The 16,703-nt window shown below is 28.0% G+C and carries 19 protein-coding genes; 17 read left to right on the top strand and 2 right to left on the bottom strand.

Features of this window, described 5'->3' with window-relative positions:
- Window positions 1-156: 156 nt before the first annotated feature.
- Window positions 157-834, bottom strand: coding sequence for an SGNH/GDSL hydrolase family protein (locus tag ACQRD5_RS09945; RefSeq protein ID WP_294169179.1), 678 nt, complete (start codon window positions 832-834; stop codon window positions 157-159).
- Between the two features lie 293 nt (window positions 835-1,127).
- Here ACQRD5_RS09945 and ACQRD5_RS09940 point away from each other — a divergent pair, with 293 nt between their 5' ends.
- The 15 genes from ACQRD5_RS09940 (at window position 1,128) to ACQRD5_RS09870 (ending at window position 14,190) form a co-directional block, all read left to right on the top strand.
- Window positions 1,128-1,952, top strand: coding sequence for a nitroreductase family protein (locus ACQRD5_RS09940; protein WP_294169177.1), 825 nt, complete (start codon window positions 1,128-1,130; stop codon window positions 1,950-1,952).
- 147 nt (window positions 1,953-2,099) lie between these two features.
- Entirely contained in the window at window positions 2,100-2,573 is a 474-nt protein-coding gene (locus tag ACQRD5_RS09935; protein WP_294169176.1) for a peptidase M23, read from the top strand.
- Between the two features lie 63 nt (window positions 2,574-2,636).
- Window positions 2,637-3,488: a site-2 protease family protein gene (locus ACQRD5_RS09930; protein WP_291629395.1), complete on the top strand. Its 852-nt coding sequence runs from the start codon at window positions 2,637-2,639 to the stop codon at window positions 3,486-3,488.
- Between the two features lie 166 nt (window positions 3,489-3,654).
- Complete coding sequence (locus ACQRD5_RS09925; protein ID WP_291629397.1) at window positions 3,655-5,508, top strand: TIGR03960 family B12-binding radical SAM protein; 1,854 nt, start codon at window positions 3,655-3,657, stop codon at window positions 5,506-5,508.
- A complete protein-coding gene (locus ACQRD5_RS09920; protein WP_291629437.1) occupies window positions 5,492-6,193 on the top strand; it encodes a TIGR03936 family radical SAM-associated protein in 702 nt (233 codons plus the stop codon). The genes ACQRD5_RS09925 and ACQRD5_RS09920 overlap by 17 nt, the downstream gene beginning before the upstream one ends.
- Window positions 6,194-6,205: 12 nt before the next feature.
- Entirely contained in the window at window positions 6,206-7,654 is a 1,449-nt protein-coding gene (locus ACQRD5_RS09915) for a ribonuclease E/G (RefSeq protein WP_320628087.1), read from the top strand.
- Between the two features lie 132 nt (window positions 7,655-7,786).
- Window positions 7,787-8,098 carry a 50S ribosomal protein L21 gene (rplU, locus tag ACQRD5_RS09910; protein WP_291629401.1) on the top strand — a complete coding sequence of 104 codons (312 nt, stop codon included), beginning with the start codon at window positions 7,787-7,789 and terminating at the stop codon, window positions 8,096-8,098.
- Window positions 8,099-8,103: 5 nt separating this feature from the next.
- Window positions 8,104-8,478, top strand: coding sequence for a ribosomal-processing cysteine protease Prp (locus tag ACQRD5_RS09905; protein WP_308779884.1), 375 nt, complete (start codon window positions 8,104-8,106; stop codon window positions 8,476-8,478).
- 1 nt (window position 8,479) lies between these two features.
- Window positions 8,480-8,779 carry a 50S ribosomal protein L27 gene (gene rpmA, locus ACQRD5_RS09900; RefSeq protein ID WP_066895552.1) on the top strand — a complete coding sequence of 100 codons (300 nt, stop codon included), beginning with the start codon at window positions 8,480-8,482 and terminating at the stop codon, window positions 8,777-8,779.
- A 313-nt stretch (window positions 8,780-9,092) separates the two neighbouring features.
- Window positions 9,093-10,382, top strand: coding sequence for a GTPase ObgE (gene obgE / locus ACQRD5_RS09895; RefSeq protein WP_320902235.1), 1,290 nt, complete (start codon window positions 9,093-9,095; stop codon window positions 10,380-10,382).
- A gap of 17 nt (window positions 10,383-10,399) precedes the next feature.
- Complete coding sequence (gene yhbY / locus ACQRD5_RS09890; RefSeq protein WP_320902237.1) at window positions 10,400-10,693, top strand: ribosome assembly RNA-binding protein YhbY; 294 nt, start codon at window positions 10,400-10,402, stop codon at window positions 10,691-10,693.
- Window positions 10,694-10,697: 4 nt separating this feature from the next.
- The gene (gene nadD, locus ACQRD5_RS09885) at window positions 10,698-11,315 is read left to right on the top strand and encodes a nicotinate-nucleotide adenylyltransferase (RefSeq protein ID WP_294363923.1); all 618 of its coding nucleotides are present in this window, start codon (window positions 10,698-10,700) and stop codon (window positions 11,313-11,315) included.
- A gap of 26 nt (window positions 11,316-11,341) precedes the next feature.
- Window positions 11,342-11,908 carry a bis(5'-nucleosyl)-tetraphosphatase (symmetrical) YqeK gene (gene yqeK / locus ACQRD5_RS09880; RefSeq protein ID WP_294169164.1) on the top strand — a complete coding sequence of 189 codons (567 nt, stop codon included), beginning with the start codon at window positions 11,342-11,344 and terminating at the stop codon, window positions 11,906-11,908.
- Between the two features lie 21 nt (window positions 11,909-11,929).
- On the top strand, window positions 11,930-13,285 hold the full coding sequence (locus tag ACQRD5_RS09875; protein ID WP_427746765.1) for an LCP family protein: 1,356 nt from the start codon (window positions 11,930-11,932) through the stop codon (window positions 13,283-13,285).
- An 8-nt stretch (window positions 13,286-13,293) separates the two neighbouring features.
- Window positions 13,294-14,190 (top strand): RluA family pseudouridine synthase, encoded by an 897-nt coding sequence (locus ACQRD5_RS09870; protein WP_291629418.1) that lies wholly within the window; start codon window positions 13,294-13,296, stop codon window positions 14,188-14,190.
- 32 nt (window positions 14,191-14,222) lie between these two features.
- On the opposite strand, the gene ACQRD5_RS09865 is transcribed toward ACQRD5_RS09870, so the two are convergent.
- Window positions 14,223-15,503 (bottom strand): D-alanyl-D-alanine carboxypeptidase family protein, encoded by a 1,281-nt coding sequence (locus ACQRD5_RS09865; RefSeq protein WP_320902242.1) that lies wholly within the window; start codon window positions 15,501-15,503, stop codon window positions 14,223-14,225.
- A 158-nt stretch (window positions 15,504-15,661) separates the two neighbouring features.
- Between ACQRD5_RS09865 and ACQRD5_RS09860 the strand changes: the two genes are divergently transcribed.
- Both ACQRD5_RS09860 and ACQRD5_RS09855 read left to right on the top strand, forming a co-directional pair.
- Window positions 15,662-16,315, top strand: coding sequence for a helix-hairpin-helix domain-containing protein (locus ACQRD5_RS09860; protein ID WP_320902244.1), 654 nt, complete (start codon window positions 15,662-15,664; stop codon window positions 16,313-16,315).
- A 78-nt stretch (window positions 16,316-16,393) separates the two neighbouring features.
- On the top strand, window positions 16,394-16,609 hold the full coding sequence (locus ACQRD5_RS09855) for a DUF350 domain-containing protein (RefSeq protein ID WP_294169157.1): 216 nt from the start codon (window positions 16,394-16,396) through the stop codon (window positions 16,607-16,609).
- The last annotated feature ends 94 nt before the right edge of the window (window positions 16,610-16,703 follow it).

Raw genomic sequence — 16,703 nt, 5'->3', positions numbered from 1 at the left:
TTATTTCGTTCTAGTAATTGATTGCGATATTGAGATGCATATATTTAACTTTAAACAAGTTTAAACCACTTGTAAATGCTTATATATATGCTATTTTTTTAACTCAACATCGCAATCAAGCCAACTCACATTATTCTTCTAATCTACCCTACAAATTTAAATTTGTAATGTTTCAATTATATTTTCAAATATTAATTTCTGCACCTTATCTGATGGATGCAATCCATCATTCATACATCTTTCGCCATAAATAATATCATCTATAATTAAGTTGTTTTTTGCTAGATACTCCATTATATACTTATAGTTATCTACAATTTGAATTTTTCTACGCTCTGCCACGTCACGCAAAATTTGAACAACTTCACCTGTATGATAAATTCTATTGGGATAATACTCATTACTATAAACAGATGGAGTAGGCGTTAACAAAATTACTGTTAATCCGTTATTAATTAATTTATCAACAATAGCTTCACAATTACTTTTTAATTCCTCAATTCCATTTTTACGTTTACGATCATTTAATCCCATTAAAATAAATATTAATTTATCATCACTTGATATTAATGTATTCAAGTACTTATTTATCTGATAGGAGAATGCTCCTCCACAACCTTTATTTTCAACTTCACATTTAATATACTTATTTTGCAAATATTGTTCAAGTAATCCCCACCAGCTATTTGGGGCAATTCTTCTAAAGAATTTTGTTCCATCATCCTCAAATATTAAATCATCAATCATATAACTCATGGAACTACCTGCACCAGCAGCCATACTATCTCCAATTATCTTAACTTTTATACCGTTCGACAATATACCTTTATTCATTATTGCCCTCCATAAATCCCTAATTTATCGGCTTATTTAAGAAAAACTAATTAGCCTTAAAATACAATTTCGTAATAATATATATTTTTATTATACATTTATATGGAATATAATTCCATGGGGGATAGAAATAATATAATCTTATTAAAAAGAACTACAGGTTTTGGCTAGGTAGAGAACTTTTTTCATTTGTTTTAAGATTTAATTGAAATATACATTATTAAGTAATATTATTAAGTAACGATAAATTCTATTATAAAAATAATTATATTAATTTGTAAAGGAGAAGTAGTATGTCTACTATATTTAATAAACCAATAAATGAAATTATACAAATGAGACATTCTGTTAGAAACTATACTGATGAATCTTTATCTATAGATTTAATAAATAAAATTAATGAATATATAGAGAATGTGAATAATCCATTTAATAAAAACATTAAAATAAAACTCATAGAAAAAGATTCTTTTGATAATATAAAGCTTGGAACTTATGGAGTTATAAAGGGTGCTAAATATTTCTTGGTATCTGCTTGCGATAATGAAGATAAAGCCTTAACAGCTTTAGGTTACACTTTAGAAAAAGTTATATTATATTGTACATCACTAGGTCTTGGAACTGTTTGGCTAGGTGGAACATTTAATAAAAGTAATTTTTCAAAAACTATAAACCTTTCAGAAAATGAAATAGTACCTATAGTATCTCCTGTAGGTTATGAAAGTAACAAAAAATCTATTATTAGTTATGCTTTCGGTAAAAATTCTAATAGACGTAAAAGTTTTGAAGCTGTATTTTTTAATAAAGATTTAGATAATGCACTTTCTCATGAGGAAGCTGGTAATTATTTTGAGCCTTTAGAAATGCTAAGACTTGCTCCTTCAGCAGTTAATATGCAACCTTGGAGAGTAATTAAAGATAATGAGAAATATCATTTCTATGTTAATAATTCGCGTAGTAGTTTAAAAGATTATTCTAAAATTGATATTGGAATTGCACTTTGTCATTTTCATTTATCTTGTATTGAAAACAATTTAGATGGTGATTTTAATTATATTGATTCTATTAAAGATAAATACCATAATTTAACTTATATTCTATCATGGACAAGTAAATAGTATATATGAAAAAAGGGAGCTGTGAACTAATTTTAGTATATTTACCAGACCATTCACTATAGTATATGTCATTAGGAAGATTCTTTTTAGCATAAAAATATAAATTCTTAAATATAAATACATTATTAAGAGTTGGGAGAGAGGTGTATGGTTAACAATTATAACGAAGCCTATAAAGACTATTACGATAAGATTAGGAGAAAGGTTAAAGTTAAGGAAGATAAAGAAAGTAGTGTTCATATGAGTAAAGAGTATATATATCCAAATACTTCAAATGTAAGGAATTATACTCATGCCAGAGGAAGTTATAAAGTAAGTTCTATTAAAAAGAAACATAAATATATAGATGGATTTATAATTAGGCTCATAATAACTTTTATATTATTTTTAGCAGTATTTACTTTAAAAGTACTTCCCAATGAAGAAGCAAAAGAACTTTATAATATATGTAAATCATCTATAAGCAATGATTTTAATTATACAGAATTATTATCAGGAGCAGAAAAGTTTGGATTTGATTATAACGGTATTAAGAATAATATAGAAGAAAAGTATAAAGAAGTTATAAATCAAATATCTAATATAAATTTAGATGATATGAATAAAGCATTAAAATTATAATAATAAAACAATAGAAATAGAAGGTGATTTTATAGAGGTATAGCAATTATTAGGGAGATATAAATGAAGAGAGAAACAAAAAAGATTTTAGCAGAAATACTATTAATACTGCTTATATGTAGCTATAATAATATATTTATATTTGCGTTTATATGGGTTTTTTTACATGAGATAGCGCATATATTAGTAGCATTTAAGTATGGATGCAAATTTTACAATATAGGATTTCATATATTTGGATTAAATGTAGAACTTGCAGAAATAAGCACCTTAAAAGATAAGGATAAGATAGCAGTATATATAGCTGGAGCTTTATTTAATATAATATCTGCAATTACATTTTATTTTATTAGCTTTAAATATAAAAATATTTTTGTAGAAACAAGTATTAATTTAAACATAGGGTTAGCCTTTTTCAACCTATTACCTGCTTATCCATTAGATGGATCTAGAGTTTTAGAAATTCTTTTATCAAAGAAAATACTATTTAAAAGGGCTCAAAGAATAATCAGTATAATTAGTTATATTATAGCAGGATTATTTATTATTTCTGGAATTTGTATTTATATTTTTCTACATAGTTTAAATTTTAGTATGCTTTTAGGAGCTATAATTATAGTTTATATTACTAGAATGGAAGAACAGACATCTATGTATATAACAATGGGAAATGTAATTAAAAAAAGAAAAAAGCTTTTAAAAGATAACTTTATTGAAAATAAGAGCATATCTGTGTACTACAAGCAAGGTCTTGTTAATGTATTAGCTTTAGTAGATAGAAATAAGTTTAATACCTTTTATATTTTAAATGACGATATGAAACTTATTTATATTTTGCATGAAGATGAATTAATAGAAGCTTTAAAAAGTTATGGGAATATGACTGTAGAAGAATATATAAATAGAAAAACCTAAAAATTGTAAAATAGGTTTAAATTATAAACGTATTATATGCTAATAATAGATTTACCTTTATTAGCATATATGCTAGAATGTAAAAGAAATATTGGCGCTACGCACAATGGATAATAAATTCCAGAAGCGTAGCTTCTTTAAAATTCTCGTTCTAGGAGGAAGTATTATGAAAAAAATTACTGACCATATTTTATATAAGGTTGAAAAACCATCAAGATATGTTGGTGGAGAGTTAAATCAAGTAGTAAAAAATCCAAATGATGTTGATATAAGATTTGCTTTTTGTTTTCCAGACGTATATGAAGTAGGAATGTCACATTTAGGAACAAGAATACTTTATCATACTATAAATCAAAGAAAAGATACATATTGTGAAAGAGTTTTTGCACCATGGCCAGATATGGAAGAGCAGCTTAGAAAAAATGAAATTCCATTAATGACTTTAGAAACTAAGGATCCACTTACAGCATTTGATATATTAGGCTTTACCCTTCAATATGAAATGAGTTATACCAATATATTAAATATGCTTGATATGGCAGGAATTACATATAGAGCTTCAGAAAGAGGAGAAGAAGAGCCAATAATTATGGCTGGTGGTCCTTGTGCATATAATCCTGAACCTTTATATGATATAGTTGATTTCTTCGAAATAGGTGAAGGAGAAGAAGTCATGAACGAAGTTCTTGATGTATATAAAAAGTACAAGGGAAAAGGAAAGAAAAAAGAATTCTTAAGAGAAATAGCTAAGATTCAAGGTGTATATGTTCCTTCACTATATGAAGTTTCTTATAATGAAGATGGAACAATAAAAGAATTTAAACCAAAGTATGAAGATGTTCCTGCAAAGGTTAAAAAGAGAATAGTAAATAATTTTGATAAAGTAGATTTCCCGCTAGATATGATAGTTCCTTATTCTGAAATAGTACATGATAGAGTAGTTTTAGAAACCTCAAGAGGATGTACTAATGGATGTAGATTCTGTCAAGCAGGTATGATTTACAGACCAGTTAGAGAAAAGACAACTAATACTTTATTAGATCAAGCTGATAAAATGATTAAAGCTACAGGTTATCAAGAAGTTTCACTTGCTTCTTTAAGTATCTGTGACTATTCAGATATTCAAAATCTTGTTAGCACATTAATTTTAGAGCATGGAAAGAAAAATGTTGGGGTTGCCCTTCCATCTATAAGAGTAGATGCCTTTTCAGTTGATTTAATAAAAGAAATTCAAAAGGTTAGAAAAACAGGATTAACTTTTGCTCCTGAAGCTGGTTCTCAAAGAATGAGAGATATAATAAATAAAGGATTAACTGAAGAAAGAATATTAGAAGCAACTAAAAATGCTTTTGAATCTGGTTGGAGTACTATTAAGTTATACTTTATCTTAGGTCTTCCTTATGAAGAATTAGAAGATGCAGCTGGAATTGGAGAACTTGCAGAAAAAATGGCTGCTGTTTACTATGATATCCACAAAGATAAGAGAGCAAAAGGCTTAAAGATAAATGTAAGTACATCAATACTTGTACCAAAGCCATTTACACCATTCCAATGGGCTCCTATGGCTAGACCTGACGAAGTATGGCAAAAGATTGATGCAGTAAAAGGTGCTATAAAAACTAGAGCTATACATTATAATTACCATGAACAAAAAACATCCTTTATGGAAGCTGTATTTGCAAGAGGAGATAGAAGAACTTGTGAATTATTAATAAAGGCCTTTGAAAAGGGTGCAAAATTTGATGGATGGTCAGAATACTTCAATTATGAGTTATGGACAGAAGCCATGAAGGAATGTAATATAGATGAAGATTTCTACGTTTATAGAGATAGAAGCTACGATGAAATACTTCCATGGGACTTTATAGATATTGGAGTTAATAGAAGATATTTAGAAGTTGAAAATGAAAAAGCTAAAAGAGCAGAGCTTACACAAAACTGTAGAAAGGGTTGTACAGGTTGTGGTATAAATGTTAACTTTAAAGAAGGGAAGTGTTTTGAAGGTGCGTTACGTAATTAAGTTTACTAAAGAATCAAGCATTAAATTTATATCTCATTTAGATTTAATGAGAACAATTCAAAGGGTTATAAGAAGAGCAGATCTTCCTATGGAATACTCAAAGGGATTTAATCCTCATATGGCAATGTCAATAGCACAACCTTTATCAGTTGGTGTTTATTCAGATGCTGAATATATGGATATTGTATTAGTAGAAGAATTAAGTGAAGAAGAAGTTATAAATAGATTAAATGCAAAGACAGCATCAGGAATTAAATTCTTAAATGCTAAAAAGGTAGTCAATGTTGAAGGACAAAAGAAGGTTCCTCAAAGTATGGCCTTAGTAGATGCTGCTAGATTTACTATAAAGATGATATGTAAAGATGCTAATATAGTAGAAGAAAAAATGAAAGCTTTAGAAAAAGAAAGTCAATGGACTACTATAAAGAAAAGTAAAAAAGGTGAAAAAGAAGTAAATCTAAAAACTATGATTAAAGAAATGAAATATTGGATAAATAATGATGAATTAATTATTAATATAGTAGTTTCTTCTGGTAGTAGAGAACACTTATCTCCAGATTTAGTAGCGAATTATATAAAAAATAATATTCCTGAAATAGAAGAAGATGCATTTGTAGATATAAAGAGAGAAGAAATGTATGTATTAGATAAGAATAAATACATACCAATATATAAATTTATTTAGGAAGTGTATTTTATGAGAGAAATTTTCATTGAAAGAGATGAATTGCTTTTAAGAATCGCTATAAAAGAAAATGGAAAACTTATGGATTGCTTCTTTGAAGAAATTTCAAAAGACCCAAAAATGGGAGAGATTTATAAAGGAAGAGTAAAAAATATAGTTCCTGCTATAAATTCTATTTTTGTAGATATAGGCCTAGAAAAAGAGGCCTATATGTATTATAGTAATGAACTTAAAGATACGGGAATAAAAAAAGGTGATGAGCTTTTAGTAGAAGTAATAAAAGAGCCTTTAAATAATAAGGGAGCTAAGGTAAGTAAAAATATAAGTATTCCAGGAAGATTTATGGTGTTAACCCTAGGGGAAAGTGGAATAAGCTTCTCTAAAAGAATTAACAGTCAAAAAGATAAAAATAGAATTGCTGAGATTATTAATGAAGTAAATGGTTATGGTATAACTATGAGAACAGAATCAGTATATGCTGAGGATGAAGAATTATTAGAAGAAAAAGAAAAACTGATAAAAGAATTTGATACTCTTAGGAATAAGTTAAGATATAGTCTTAATTTAGGAAAAGTCTATGGAGAAAATATTATTTTAAATAAAGTAATTGTAGATAACTTAAGAAGTGACTGTAAAATAATCACAAATAATGATGAAGATTTAATAGAAATATCATCAATAATAGAAGCTAATAAAGATATAGTTATTGAAAAATATAATAAGAGCTTAAGTTTATTTAGCTACTATGGAATAGAAAAGGAGATATTAAAGCTTAGACATAAAAAAGTTGCATTAAATTGTGGAGGAAATATAGTTATTGATAAAACAGAAGCTATGTATGTTATAGATGTTAATTCATCTAAAAACATTAAAGGGAGAAGCTTTGACAAAACTATATTAGAAACTAACTTAGAAGCTGCTAAAGAAATTGGAAGGCAAATAAGGCTTAGAAATTTAGCAGGTATTATAGTTATAGACTTTATAGATATGAGAGATTATTCTCAAAAAGCAATAGTTATGGAGGCTTTAAAGGATGCCTTAAAAGAAGATAAAGGGAATGTTAAGGTATTTCCATTTACAGAGCTAGATTTAGTTCAAATTGCTAGAAAAAGAAGAGGAAAATCTATATATGAATATATAGAAGAAGGTTGCAGAAGATGTAATAAAGAAGGTTTTGTTTTAAAGCTATCTTATATAGAAAAACTAATAAGAGATGAAGTTATTAAAGCTGAAGAAGAAAATTCTATTAAGTCTTTTTATATTGAATTAGATAGAAATTATGAAGATATAGTTAGAGGAGATGAGTTTTCATTTTTATCAAATATAAACTCATTAGATAATGAAATTTATTTAAATTTTGTAGATGGAATTGAAGGCTACAAAATTGAACCTTTAATATTTAATAGTCAAAAAGAAAATGTGAAAAATTATCTTGTAAAAGCCTATGAAAAATATGAATAAATTGCTTTACAATCTACATAATAGTATGGTAAAATAGCATTTGTTAAACCGCGCATAAGAGGTTTTTATATAAACAAAGTTTAGAGCTTTGTACCTCGGTTGGCGAAACCGTAATAAGAGGAGGTGTTTTTAATGTACGCAGTATTATCTACAGGAGGAAAACAATACAGAGTTCAAGAAGGAGACGTAATATTCGTTGAAAAACTTAACGCTGAAGTTGACTCAACAGTTGAATTAACAGAAGTATTAGCAGTTTCAAATGGTGATGCTTTAAAAGTTGGTACACCAGTTGTAGAAGGTGCTAAGGTTGTAGCTAAGGTTTTAGCTCAAGGTAAAGCTAAGAAGATAACAGTTTTCAAGTATAAGCCAAAGAAGGACTACAGAAAGAAGACTGGTCACAGACAACCATACACTAAGTTAGTAATCGAAAAAATCGAAGCTTAATTAGTATGATTAAGATTAGAATTTTTGAAAAGGAAAATTTAAGACTTGGATTTAAGATTGAAGGTCACGCTTTATCTAAAGCTGAAATAGAGAAAAGTGGAGATGCTTATGATTTAATTTGCAATTCTGTTTCTGTATTATCTCAAAGTACTTTAATAGGTATGGAAGAGGTTTTAAAGCTTAAGGTTAAGTATAAAATCAATGATGGATTTTTACATATTGATTTAAGAAATCTTAAAGATCAAGATATAGAGAAAACTCAAGTATTACTTTTGACTTTTGAAAAAAGTATAGAAAGCTTGATAAAATCTATTAAATTAACTTTTGGAAATAACAAAGATAGTGAATATATAAGATTGTTGAAAGAGGAGGTGCAATAGTATGTTAATAATGAACCTTCAATTATTTGCCCACAAGAAAGGGGTAGGTAGCTCTAAGAACGGTAGAGACTCAGAATCAAAAAGATTAGGAGTTAAAGCTGCTGACGGAGAGTTCGTTTTAGCTGGTAACATTTTAGTTAGACAAAGAGGAACAAAGATTCACCCAGGAACTAATGTTGGTAAGGGTGGAGATGATACTCTATTTGCTAAAGAAGACGGAATTGTTAGATTTGAAAGAATGGGTAGAGATAAGAAAAAAGTTAGCATTTACCCAGTAAATCTTGAAGAAATAGCAGAATAATATTATTTTCATAAAGCACCCTAGTTTAGGGTGCTTTATTTTGTGAAAAAGTTATTCATAGTGTAAAGTTCATATAAATTTCTAAAAAAATGGGCAATTGACAATGAATAAATTTTGACAATTGTACACTGTCAATTGTCCATTTATTTATGGGCTTATGCCCAATGTATAATGAAGAATATAATTAGTTTTCAATAACATAAGTGAAATATAACCAAGAAGATTGTTATTATTAGTTATGTTATAATAAACCTTAAGAAGATTGAAATAATAAGAATAAGGTAAGAATATTTTATGAAAGATAGGTGATTTTATGTTTATAGATAAGGCGAAGATATTTGTTAAGTCAGGAGATGGCGGAAACGGATGTGTATCCTTTAGAAGAGAAAAATATGTTCCACTAGGTGGTCCAGATGGAGGAGACGGTGGAAAAGGGGGAAGTGTAATTTTTGAAGTTGATCCAGGACTAACTACACTTTTAGATTTTAAATATAAAAAGAAATTTGTTGCTGAAGCTGGTGGAAAAGGCGAAGGCTCTAAATGTTATGGAAAAGATGGAGATGATCTTCACGTTAAAGTTCCTATGGGAACAATTATTAGAGATTTTGAATCTAATAAGATTATAGCAGACCTTTCACACAAGGATGATGTTTTTGTCCTTGTAAAAGGAGGAAAAGGTGGAAAAGGAAATTGTAAATTCTGTACACCTACTAGGCAAGCACCACATTTTGCTGAACCTGGTATGCCTGGAGAAGAAAGATGGATTACATTAGAGCTTAAATTATTAGCAGATGTAGGTTTAGTAGGTTTCCCAAATGTAGGTAAATCAACCTTCCTTTCAACTGTTACAGCTGCTAAGCCAAAGATAGCAAACTATCACTTTACTACTTTAAAGCCAAATTTAGGTGTAGTTAAAGCAGAAGGAATTAATGGCTTTGTTATGGCAGATATTCCAGGAATAATTGAAGGTGCTGCTGAAGGTGTTGGATTAGGTTTAGACTTCTTAAGACATATAGAAAGAACTAGATTATTAATACATGTTGTTGATATATCAGGAATTGAAGGAAGAGATGCCTTTGAAGATTTCGTTAAGATAAACGAAGAACTTAAGAAATATTCAGTTAAGCTTTGGGATAGACCACAAATAGTTGTAGCTAATAAGGCAGATATGCTTTATGATGAAGAAGTTTATGAAGACTTTAAGAAAAAGGTAAATGAATTAGGCTTTGATAAGGTATATAAGATGTCAGCAGCTACTAAATCAGGAGTAGATGAAATTATTAAAGAAGCAGGAAGAATGCTTACAGAAATTCCAATTACTGATTTAGAAATTAGTGAAGAAGAAAGATTTGTTCAAGAAGAAAAGAGATTTACATATGATGTTTCTGTTGAAGATGGAGAAGAAGGAAATAAGGTATATGTAGTTTATGGATCATTTGTAGATAGATTATTAAACTCAGTTAATATACATGATGCTGATTCTTTAAGATACTTCCATAAGGTATTAAGAAATAAGGGAGTATTCGATACCCTTAGAGAAATGGGCATTGAAGATGGAGACATGGTAAGACTTAATGATTTTGAATTTGAATATGTATTATAATATTTAGGAGGAAAAAGATGATAACAGGGAAGCAAAGAGCTTATTTAAGAGGGCTTGCAAATAATATGGATCCAATATTCCAAATAGGAAAGAATGGAATAGAAGAAACTTTTTTAAAGCAATTAGAAGAAGCTTTAGAAGCAAGAGAATTAATTAAAATAAAGGTGCTTGAAAATAGTGGTTTAGCTGCAAGAGAAGCATCAAATAAAATATGTGAAAAAATTAATTGCGAAGGAATTCAAGCAATTGGTAGTAAAATAGTTTTATATAAAAAATCCTCAAAAAAGCCAAAGATAGAATTACCTAGGTAATAATATGAAAAAAGTTGGTATATTAGGAGGAACCTTTAATCCTATTCACTTAGCTCATTTATATATAGCATATGAAGCTAAGAGCCAATTGAACTTAGATAAAATAATATTTATACCAGCAGGAAGCCCGCCTCATAAGAGAGATAAAGAGGTATTAAAGGCTTCCTTAAGGTATAATATGGTTTGTGAAGCTATAAAAAATTATGAGGATTTTGAAATAAGTAATTACGAAATTGATAAAAAAGGATATAGTTACACCTATGAAACTTTAGAAAAGTTTAAAGAAAAAGATACTGAATTATTTTTTATTACAGGTGCTGATTGCCTTATGGATATTGAAAAGTGGAAAAATCCACAAGAAATATTTAAGCTTGCAAGGCTAGTAGTTTTTAATAGGCCAGGTTACATTAAGAAAAACTTAATAATTCAAAAAGAGAAAATCGAAATGAAGTTTAACACAAGTATAAAATTTTTAGATATAATAGACTTAGAAATTTCATCCTCTATGATTAGACAGAGAATTAGTGAAGGGAAAAGAGTAGATTTTTTTCTTTCTAAAGAGGTTTTGAATTATATTAAGGAGAATAATATATATAATTACTGTAATAATATTAAGCTATAAAAAAAGTGATATTTAAGGAGAGAAGTATGATTAGTATAGATGAAATGAAAGTCTACCTTAAAAATAACTTAATTGAGAATAGATATATTCATGTATTAGGTGTAGTTGAAACAGCAATAAAATTAGCCCAAATTAATGAGGTAGATGAAAAAAAAGCAGAAATTGCTGCTTTAGCTCATGATATAGCTAAAAATATGACAATTTATGAATTAAAAGAAATAATAGATAAAAATAATATAGAGCTATCTTATGATGAAGAAGAAAATCAAGAAATTTGGCATAGCATTGTTGGACCAATAGTAGCTAAAGAAGTATTTAAAATTGAAGATGAAGAAATTTTAAGTGCTATGAGATGGCATACTACTGGTAAAGAAAATATGAGTAAATTAGATAAAGTAATCTATATGGCAGATATGATAGAGCCAAATAGAAATTTCAAAGGTGTGGATGTTCTAAGAAGAGAGACTTTTAAAGACTTGGATAATGGTGTTCTTCAAGGTTTAAATCATACTATTAAGTATTTGTTAAATAAGGATGTTCCTATTAATATAAATAGTATTAAGGCAAGAAATTATTTATTGCTGAATAAATAATTATTTAGAGGGGAATTAGAGATGGGTAATATCAGAGAAGATGGTGGAAATAGACAAAAAAGAATACTAACAAGAGAAGAAAGAATAAAAAGAAGAAAAGTAATAGAAGCTAAAAGAAGAAAAAGAAGAAAAAGAAGAAGAAAGAGAATAGTATTTTCAATAATTACTCTTATGATAGTTTTAATATTTGCTGGTGTAATATATGGATATTCTTTTATTTCAGGATTAAAAACTGATAAGTTAGGAAATGGAATACCACCAGAATCCTCAAAAGACTCAATAAACATTTTGATTCTAGGTATGGATGTAGGAGATACTGATAATCAAGAAAATAAAGCTAGAAGAAGAAGTGATACCATAATGGTATTTAACTATAATCCTAATACTAAAAAGGTTCATATAGTATCGGTGCCAAGAGATATTATGATTGAAGTAGATGCATATTTAGATACAGGTGAACTTAGAAGGTATTGGAAGATAAATGCTGCTTATGTTTTAGGTGGAGAAGATGAAATAAAAATGCATGTAGAAGATTTATTAGGTATAAAGCTTAATTATATAGTGGAAGTAGATTACAATGCCTTTAGAAGTGTTATAGATGCCTTAGGTGGAGTTGAAATGAAGATAACACAAGATATGTATTATGATGATGATGAACAAGATCTCCATATTAATTTTAAAGCAGGAGAAACTGTTTTGTTAGACGGTAAAAAAGCAGAAGAATTCTTTAGATGGAGAAAAAATAACGATGGAACAGGTGGAGAAGAAGGAGATTTAGGTAGAATTAATAACCAACAACAATTTATTAGTAAGGTTATAGATAAGGCCTTAAGGCCAAGTATAATTTTTAAGGCACCTAAAATATTAGAGTCAATTAGTGAAAATGTTGATACTAATATACCAGCAAATAAAATTATTTCCTTAGGCATGAAGATGTTAAGGCTAAAGTCAGAAGACATAATCATGACTACACTTAAAGGAGAACCGACAACTATTTACGGAGAATCTTTCTTAATTGCAAATGAGGAATTAAATAGAGATTTAATTAATGCTTTAAATACTGAAAATTCATCTGAAGCTGATAGTATAACATCTACAAAAAGAGAAGCGGTAAGGATACTAGTATTAAATGGAACAACGGTAAATGGTTTAGCTTCTAATGTAAGAGATAATTTAGAATCCTTAGGTTATGTAAATGTTGAAGTTGGAAATACTACTCCAGTTTCAAAAAGCATAATACAAACTGAAAATAAAGAATTAAAGCAACTATTAAAAAGTGATATGGATATAGAAAAGTTTGAAAAAATAAGTAACCCTGAATACAAGGAATATGATGCTGTAATACTTTTAGGAGAAGACTATAACCTATTTAATTAGGAGGAAATATGAGTACTATTAAAAAAGTAGTTCCTATGGAGTACCAAGGAAGAAAAATAAGAGAATATTTAAAAGAGGAACTTGGGCTTTCTTCTAGGTTAATTAGGGGAGCTTCAATAGATAAAAGAATATTTGCTAATAATAAAGCTGTTAAAATGAATTATATTTTAAAGGGAAATGATAATATATTAATCAATTTAATGAAAGAGGAAACTCAAAATATAGATCCGGAAAATATTCCTATAGATATAGTTTATGAAGATGAAGATATTATAGTAGTAAATAAGGAACCCAATATGGTAGTACATCCAACTAAAAGGCATCAAAGTGGAACCCTTGCTAATGCCTTGATGTATTACTTTAAAGAAAGCAATCAAAAATGCATAGTAAGATTGGTAAGTAGGCTAGATATGGATACTTCTGGGCTAATAATAATTGGTAAGAATCAATATGCTCATATGGAATTATCAAAGGAAATGACTTTAAATAATATAGAAAAAAGATATTTAGCTGTAGTTCATGGACATATGGAAGAAATGGAAGGAACTATAGACTTGCCTATTTATAGACCAGAAGAAGAGGGAACTATAAGAAGGGTTATTGATAAAAGAGGTCAAAGGAGTATAACACATTACAAGGTTATAGAAAGATTTGAAAACTCTGATTTAGTAGAATGTTTATTAGAAACAGGAAGAACCCATCAAATAAGAGTACATTTAAGTTCCTTAGGTCATCCAATTTGGGGAGATACCTTATATGGAAGCGAAGAAGATAGTGAAATTATAAGAAGGCAAGCACTACATGCCTATGGACTAGATTTTAAATCTCCAAGAACAAAGAAACCTCTAAAGTTAAGAGCGGATCTACCAAAGGATATAGATAATTTAATTAATAAAATTAAGTAATAAAAATGGAGCTTTTTAAGGCTCCATTTTTATTACTTAAATCTAGGACGTTTTCTTCTTACTCTTCTTCTTTTAATTGATAAGAAGGTAAGTCTTAAGAATACTAAGCATATAAAAACAAGTATAACTGTGTAAATTATGTTACTAGGTTTCTTAGTAAACTCTGAGATAGTTTCCTTTAGCTTAATTTTAGAATTATATTCTCTATTAGCTCCACTTATTAAATCTATTGTAGATACAGTTTTCCCATCAATATTAATCTTAGCTTTAAATAATATATCATTTAATTTAATATCTTGTTTACTTATGTCACTTTTATCATATTCGATTGAATATTTAGGTGCTTCTTCAGATTTAGCTTTAGTATAGTAAAAGTCATTTTTAGCTAATAAAGGAAGAGTTATGGCATCATTAATTTTGTAAGTATCTAATGTTTCATTTGCACTAATTAATTTTATTGTTTCAAAATTATCAAAACCATAATCAAATAATGGACCTATATTAGTATAAAAACTATCTTTATCAGTAGCATTTACAAAGGCTCCTATAAGCATTTGATCACCTTTTACAGCAGCTGCAGTGTATGAATGATTAGCTTCAGGAGTATATCCATTTTTCCCACAGTAAGTATTAGAATAAAAATAAGGGCTGTACTCATTAAAAAGTTGATTTCTATTTGTTGCCCATTTTTCACTACCATCAGAAAATGGTTGATTTACATATTTATAAGATTCAGTTTTAGCAATTCTTACAAAATCTTCATTATGTGCAGCAGCTTTCATTATAAGTGCTAAATCATAAGCAGTTGTTACATGTCCATCTTCATGAAGACCACTAGGATTCATAAAATTTGTATTTAAAGCTCCAAGTTCTTTTGCTTTAGCATTCATAAGTTTAGCAAACTCTGCATTAGAACCAGCTACATATTCAGCTAATGCCTCTGCACAATCATTTCCCGATTCTAGTAGTAGTCCAAGCATAAGCTCTTCAACGGTATAAATCTCCCCTTTTTGAATACCTATTGCAGAGCCATCAACTAAAGGTGGATTTTCTCCAACTGTAACTTTATCCGTTAATTTTACATTCTCTAGAACAACTAGTGCTGTCATTACCTTTGTTGTTGAAGCTGGTTCATATTGAGTATGTTCATTTTTAGAATAAAGTATTTTACCTGTTCTTCCATCCATTAAAACTGCACCTTCTGAATAAACAGGTGGCAATTCAGTAGCCTTTACTTTTGAAAAATTAATGCTAGTAAAAATACTACTTATTAATAAAGTGGATAGAAGAATTCTCTTAAATAAATTTTTCATAATAATTCTCCCATTTTTTGACGTTTTCATATAGACAAAATTATTCTATCAAATATTTTAAAAGGTTTCTATAATTTATAGATAATTAAAAGGAAATAGAGTAAATTTTAATAATTAGTTAATAATTATAAGGAATAATTATTTATATGGAGGAATTAATGGATAAAAAGATAAAAAGTATATTAAATTTAAAAAATTGTATATTAATTATTTTAGGCTTATTTTGTATTGTTACATCATTTTATTTATATGGTCAAAATAAATCCAAGGTATTTAAAGATGAATACATGAAAAATATATTTGTTGAAGAGGAAGGCAAAGAGAATAATTTAGATGAAGAGAGCCTAAAAACTAGTGGAAATAATGTAATTACTTCTAATAAAAATAAGATACTTGTAGAAATTAAGGGAGAAGTAAAAAAGCCAGATGTATATGAGGTTGATGAAGGCAGTATAATAAGAGATTTAATTAATATAGCTGGAGGCCTAACAGAAAAAGCTAATATAAATAAAATAAATAGGGCAGAAAAATTAAAAAATAATCAGCTTATAGTAATACCTAATAATGAAAGTGTTATAAGTGATACTATTACAAATAATAGTAGCAATGATTCTAAGGATGGAATTATAAATATTAATTCTGCTTCCTTAAGTGAATTACAAAATATAAATGGAATAGGAGAAGTTAAAGCACAAAGTATAATAGACTATAGAGAAAAAAGTGGAGGTTTTAAATCTATTGAGGATATTAAAAATGTTGAGGGTATTGGAGATAAGACTTTTGAAAAAATAAAAGATAAAATAAGCATTTGAATAAATTTACAAATAATAAGTACAAGATGGTATATTTTGTGATAAAATTATCTTATATAATTTGAAGGGGGATCTTTTATGGAGATAGTATTAAACACACTTATGAATCTATTATTAAGTTTATTATTTGGAGCTGCTGGAATTCTTGTATTAGTTGCAGGCTATAAAATATTTGATGCAATTATACCAGCAGATTTTAATAAGGAACTAGAAAAAGGCAATGTTGCAGTAGCTATATTTTTAGCAGGAGCATTAATTGGAATAGCTATTATAGTATCACAAGTAGTAAAATAATTTATAATAAGCAAAATAAATGGATATAATTCAATTTATTTTGCTTTTGTATTTTATAACAGAAATTGAAATTATGAATTATGACAGTTAGGTG

The sequence above is a fragment of the Clostridium sp. SGI.024 genome, assembly GCF_050315195.1.
GTDB lineage: Bacteria > Bacillota > Clostridia > Clostridiales > Clostridiaceae > Clostridium.
Note: the sequence above shows the minus strand (reverse complement) of the source record. Positions and strands in the feature narration are given on the sequence as shown.

Bases quoted from the DNA above. Each gene is read 5' to 3' on its own strand.
- yqeK (WP_294169164.1), top strand. From the start codon at position 11,342: ATGATTAGTATAGATGAAATGAAAGTCTACCTTAAAAATAACTTAATT.
- rplU (WP_291629401.1), top strand. From the start codon at position 7,787: ATGTACGCAGTATTATCTACAGGAGGAAAACAATACAGAGTTCAAGAA.
- obgE (WP_320902235.1), top strand. From the start codon at position 9,093: ATGTTTATAGATAAGGCGAAGATATTTGTTAAGTCAGGAGATGGCGGA.
- ACQRD5_RS09925 (WP_291629397.1), top strand. From the start codon at position 3,655: ATGAAAAAAATTACTGACCATATTTTATATAAGGTTGAAAAACCATCA.
- ACQRD5_RS09935 (WP_294169176.1), top strand. From the start codon at position 2,100: ATGGTTAACAATTATAACGAAGCCTATAAAGACTATTACGATAAGATT.
- yhbY (WP_320902237.1), top strand. From the start codon at position 10,400: ATGATAACAGGGAAGCAAAGAGCTTATTTAAGAGGGCTTGCAAATAAT.
- ACQRD5_RS09915 (WP_320628087.1), top strand. From the start codon at position 6,206: ATGAGAGAAATTTTCATTGAAAGAGATGAATTGCTTTTAAGAATCGCT.
- nadD (WP_294363923.1), top strand. From the start codon at position 10,698: ATGAAAAAAGTTGGTATATTAGGAGGAACCTTTAATCCTATTCACTTA.
- ACQRD5_RS09855 (WP_294169157.1), top strand. From the start codon at position 16,394: ATGGAGATAGTATTAAACACACTTATGAATCTATTATTAAGTTTATTA.
- ACQRD5_RS09945 (WP_294169179.1), bottom strand. From the start codon at position 834: ATGAATAAAGGTATATTGTCGAACGGTATAAAAGTTAAGATAATTGGA.
- ACQRD5_RS09875 (WP_427746765.1), top strand. From the start codon at position 11,930: ATGGGTAATATCAGAGAAGATGGTGGAAATAGACAAAAAAGAATACTA.
- ACQRD5_RS09865 (WP_320902242.1), bottom strand. From the start codon at position 15,503: ATGAAAAATTTATTTAAGAGAATTCTTCTATCCACTTTATTAATAAGT.
- ACQRD5_RS09940 (WP_294169177.1), top strand. From the start codon at position 1,128: ATGTCTACTATATTTAATAAACCAATAAATGAAATTATACAAATGAGA.
- ACQRD5_RS09905 (WP_308779884.1), top strand. From the start codon at position 8,104: ATGATTAAGATTAGAATTTTTGAAAAGGAAAATTTAAGACTTGGATTT.
- rpmA (WP_066895552.1), top strand. From the start codon at position 8,480: ATGTTAATAATGAACCTTCAATTATTTGCCCACAAGAAAGGGGTAGGT.
- ACQRD5_RS09870 (WP_291629418.1), top strand. From the start codon at position 13,294: ATGAGTACTATTAAAAAAGTAGTTCCTATGGAGTACCAAGGAAGAAAA.
- ACQRD5_RS09860 (WP_320902244.1), top strand. From the start codon at position 15,662: ATGGATAAAAAGATAAAAAGTATATTAAATTTAAAAAATTGTATATTA.
- ACQRD5_RS09930 (WP_291629395.1), top strand. From the start codon at position 2,637: ATGAAGAGAGAAACAAAAAAGATTTTAGCAGAAATACTATTAATACTG.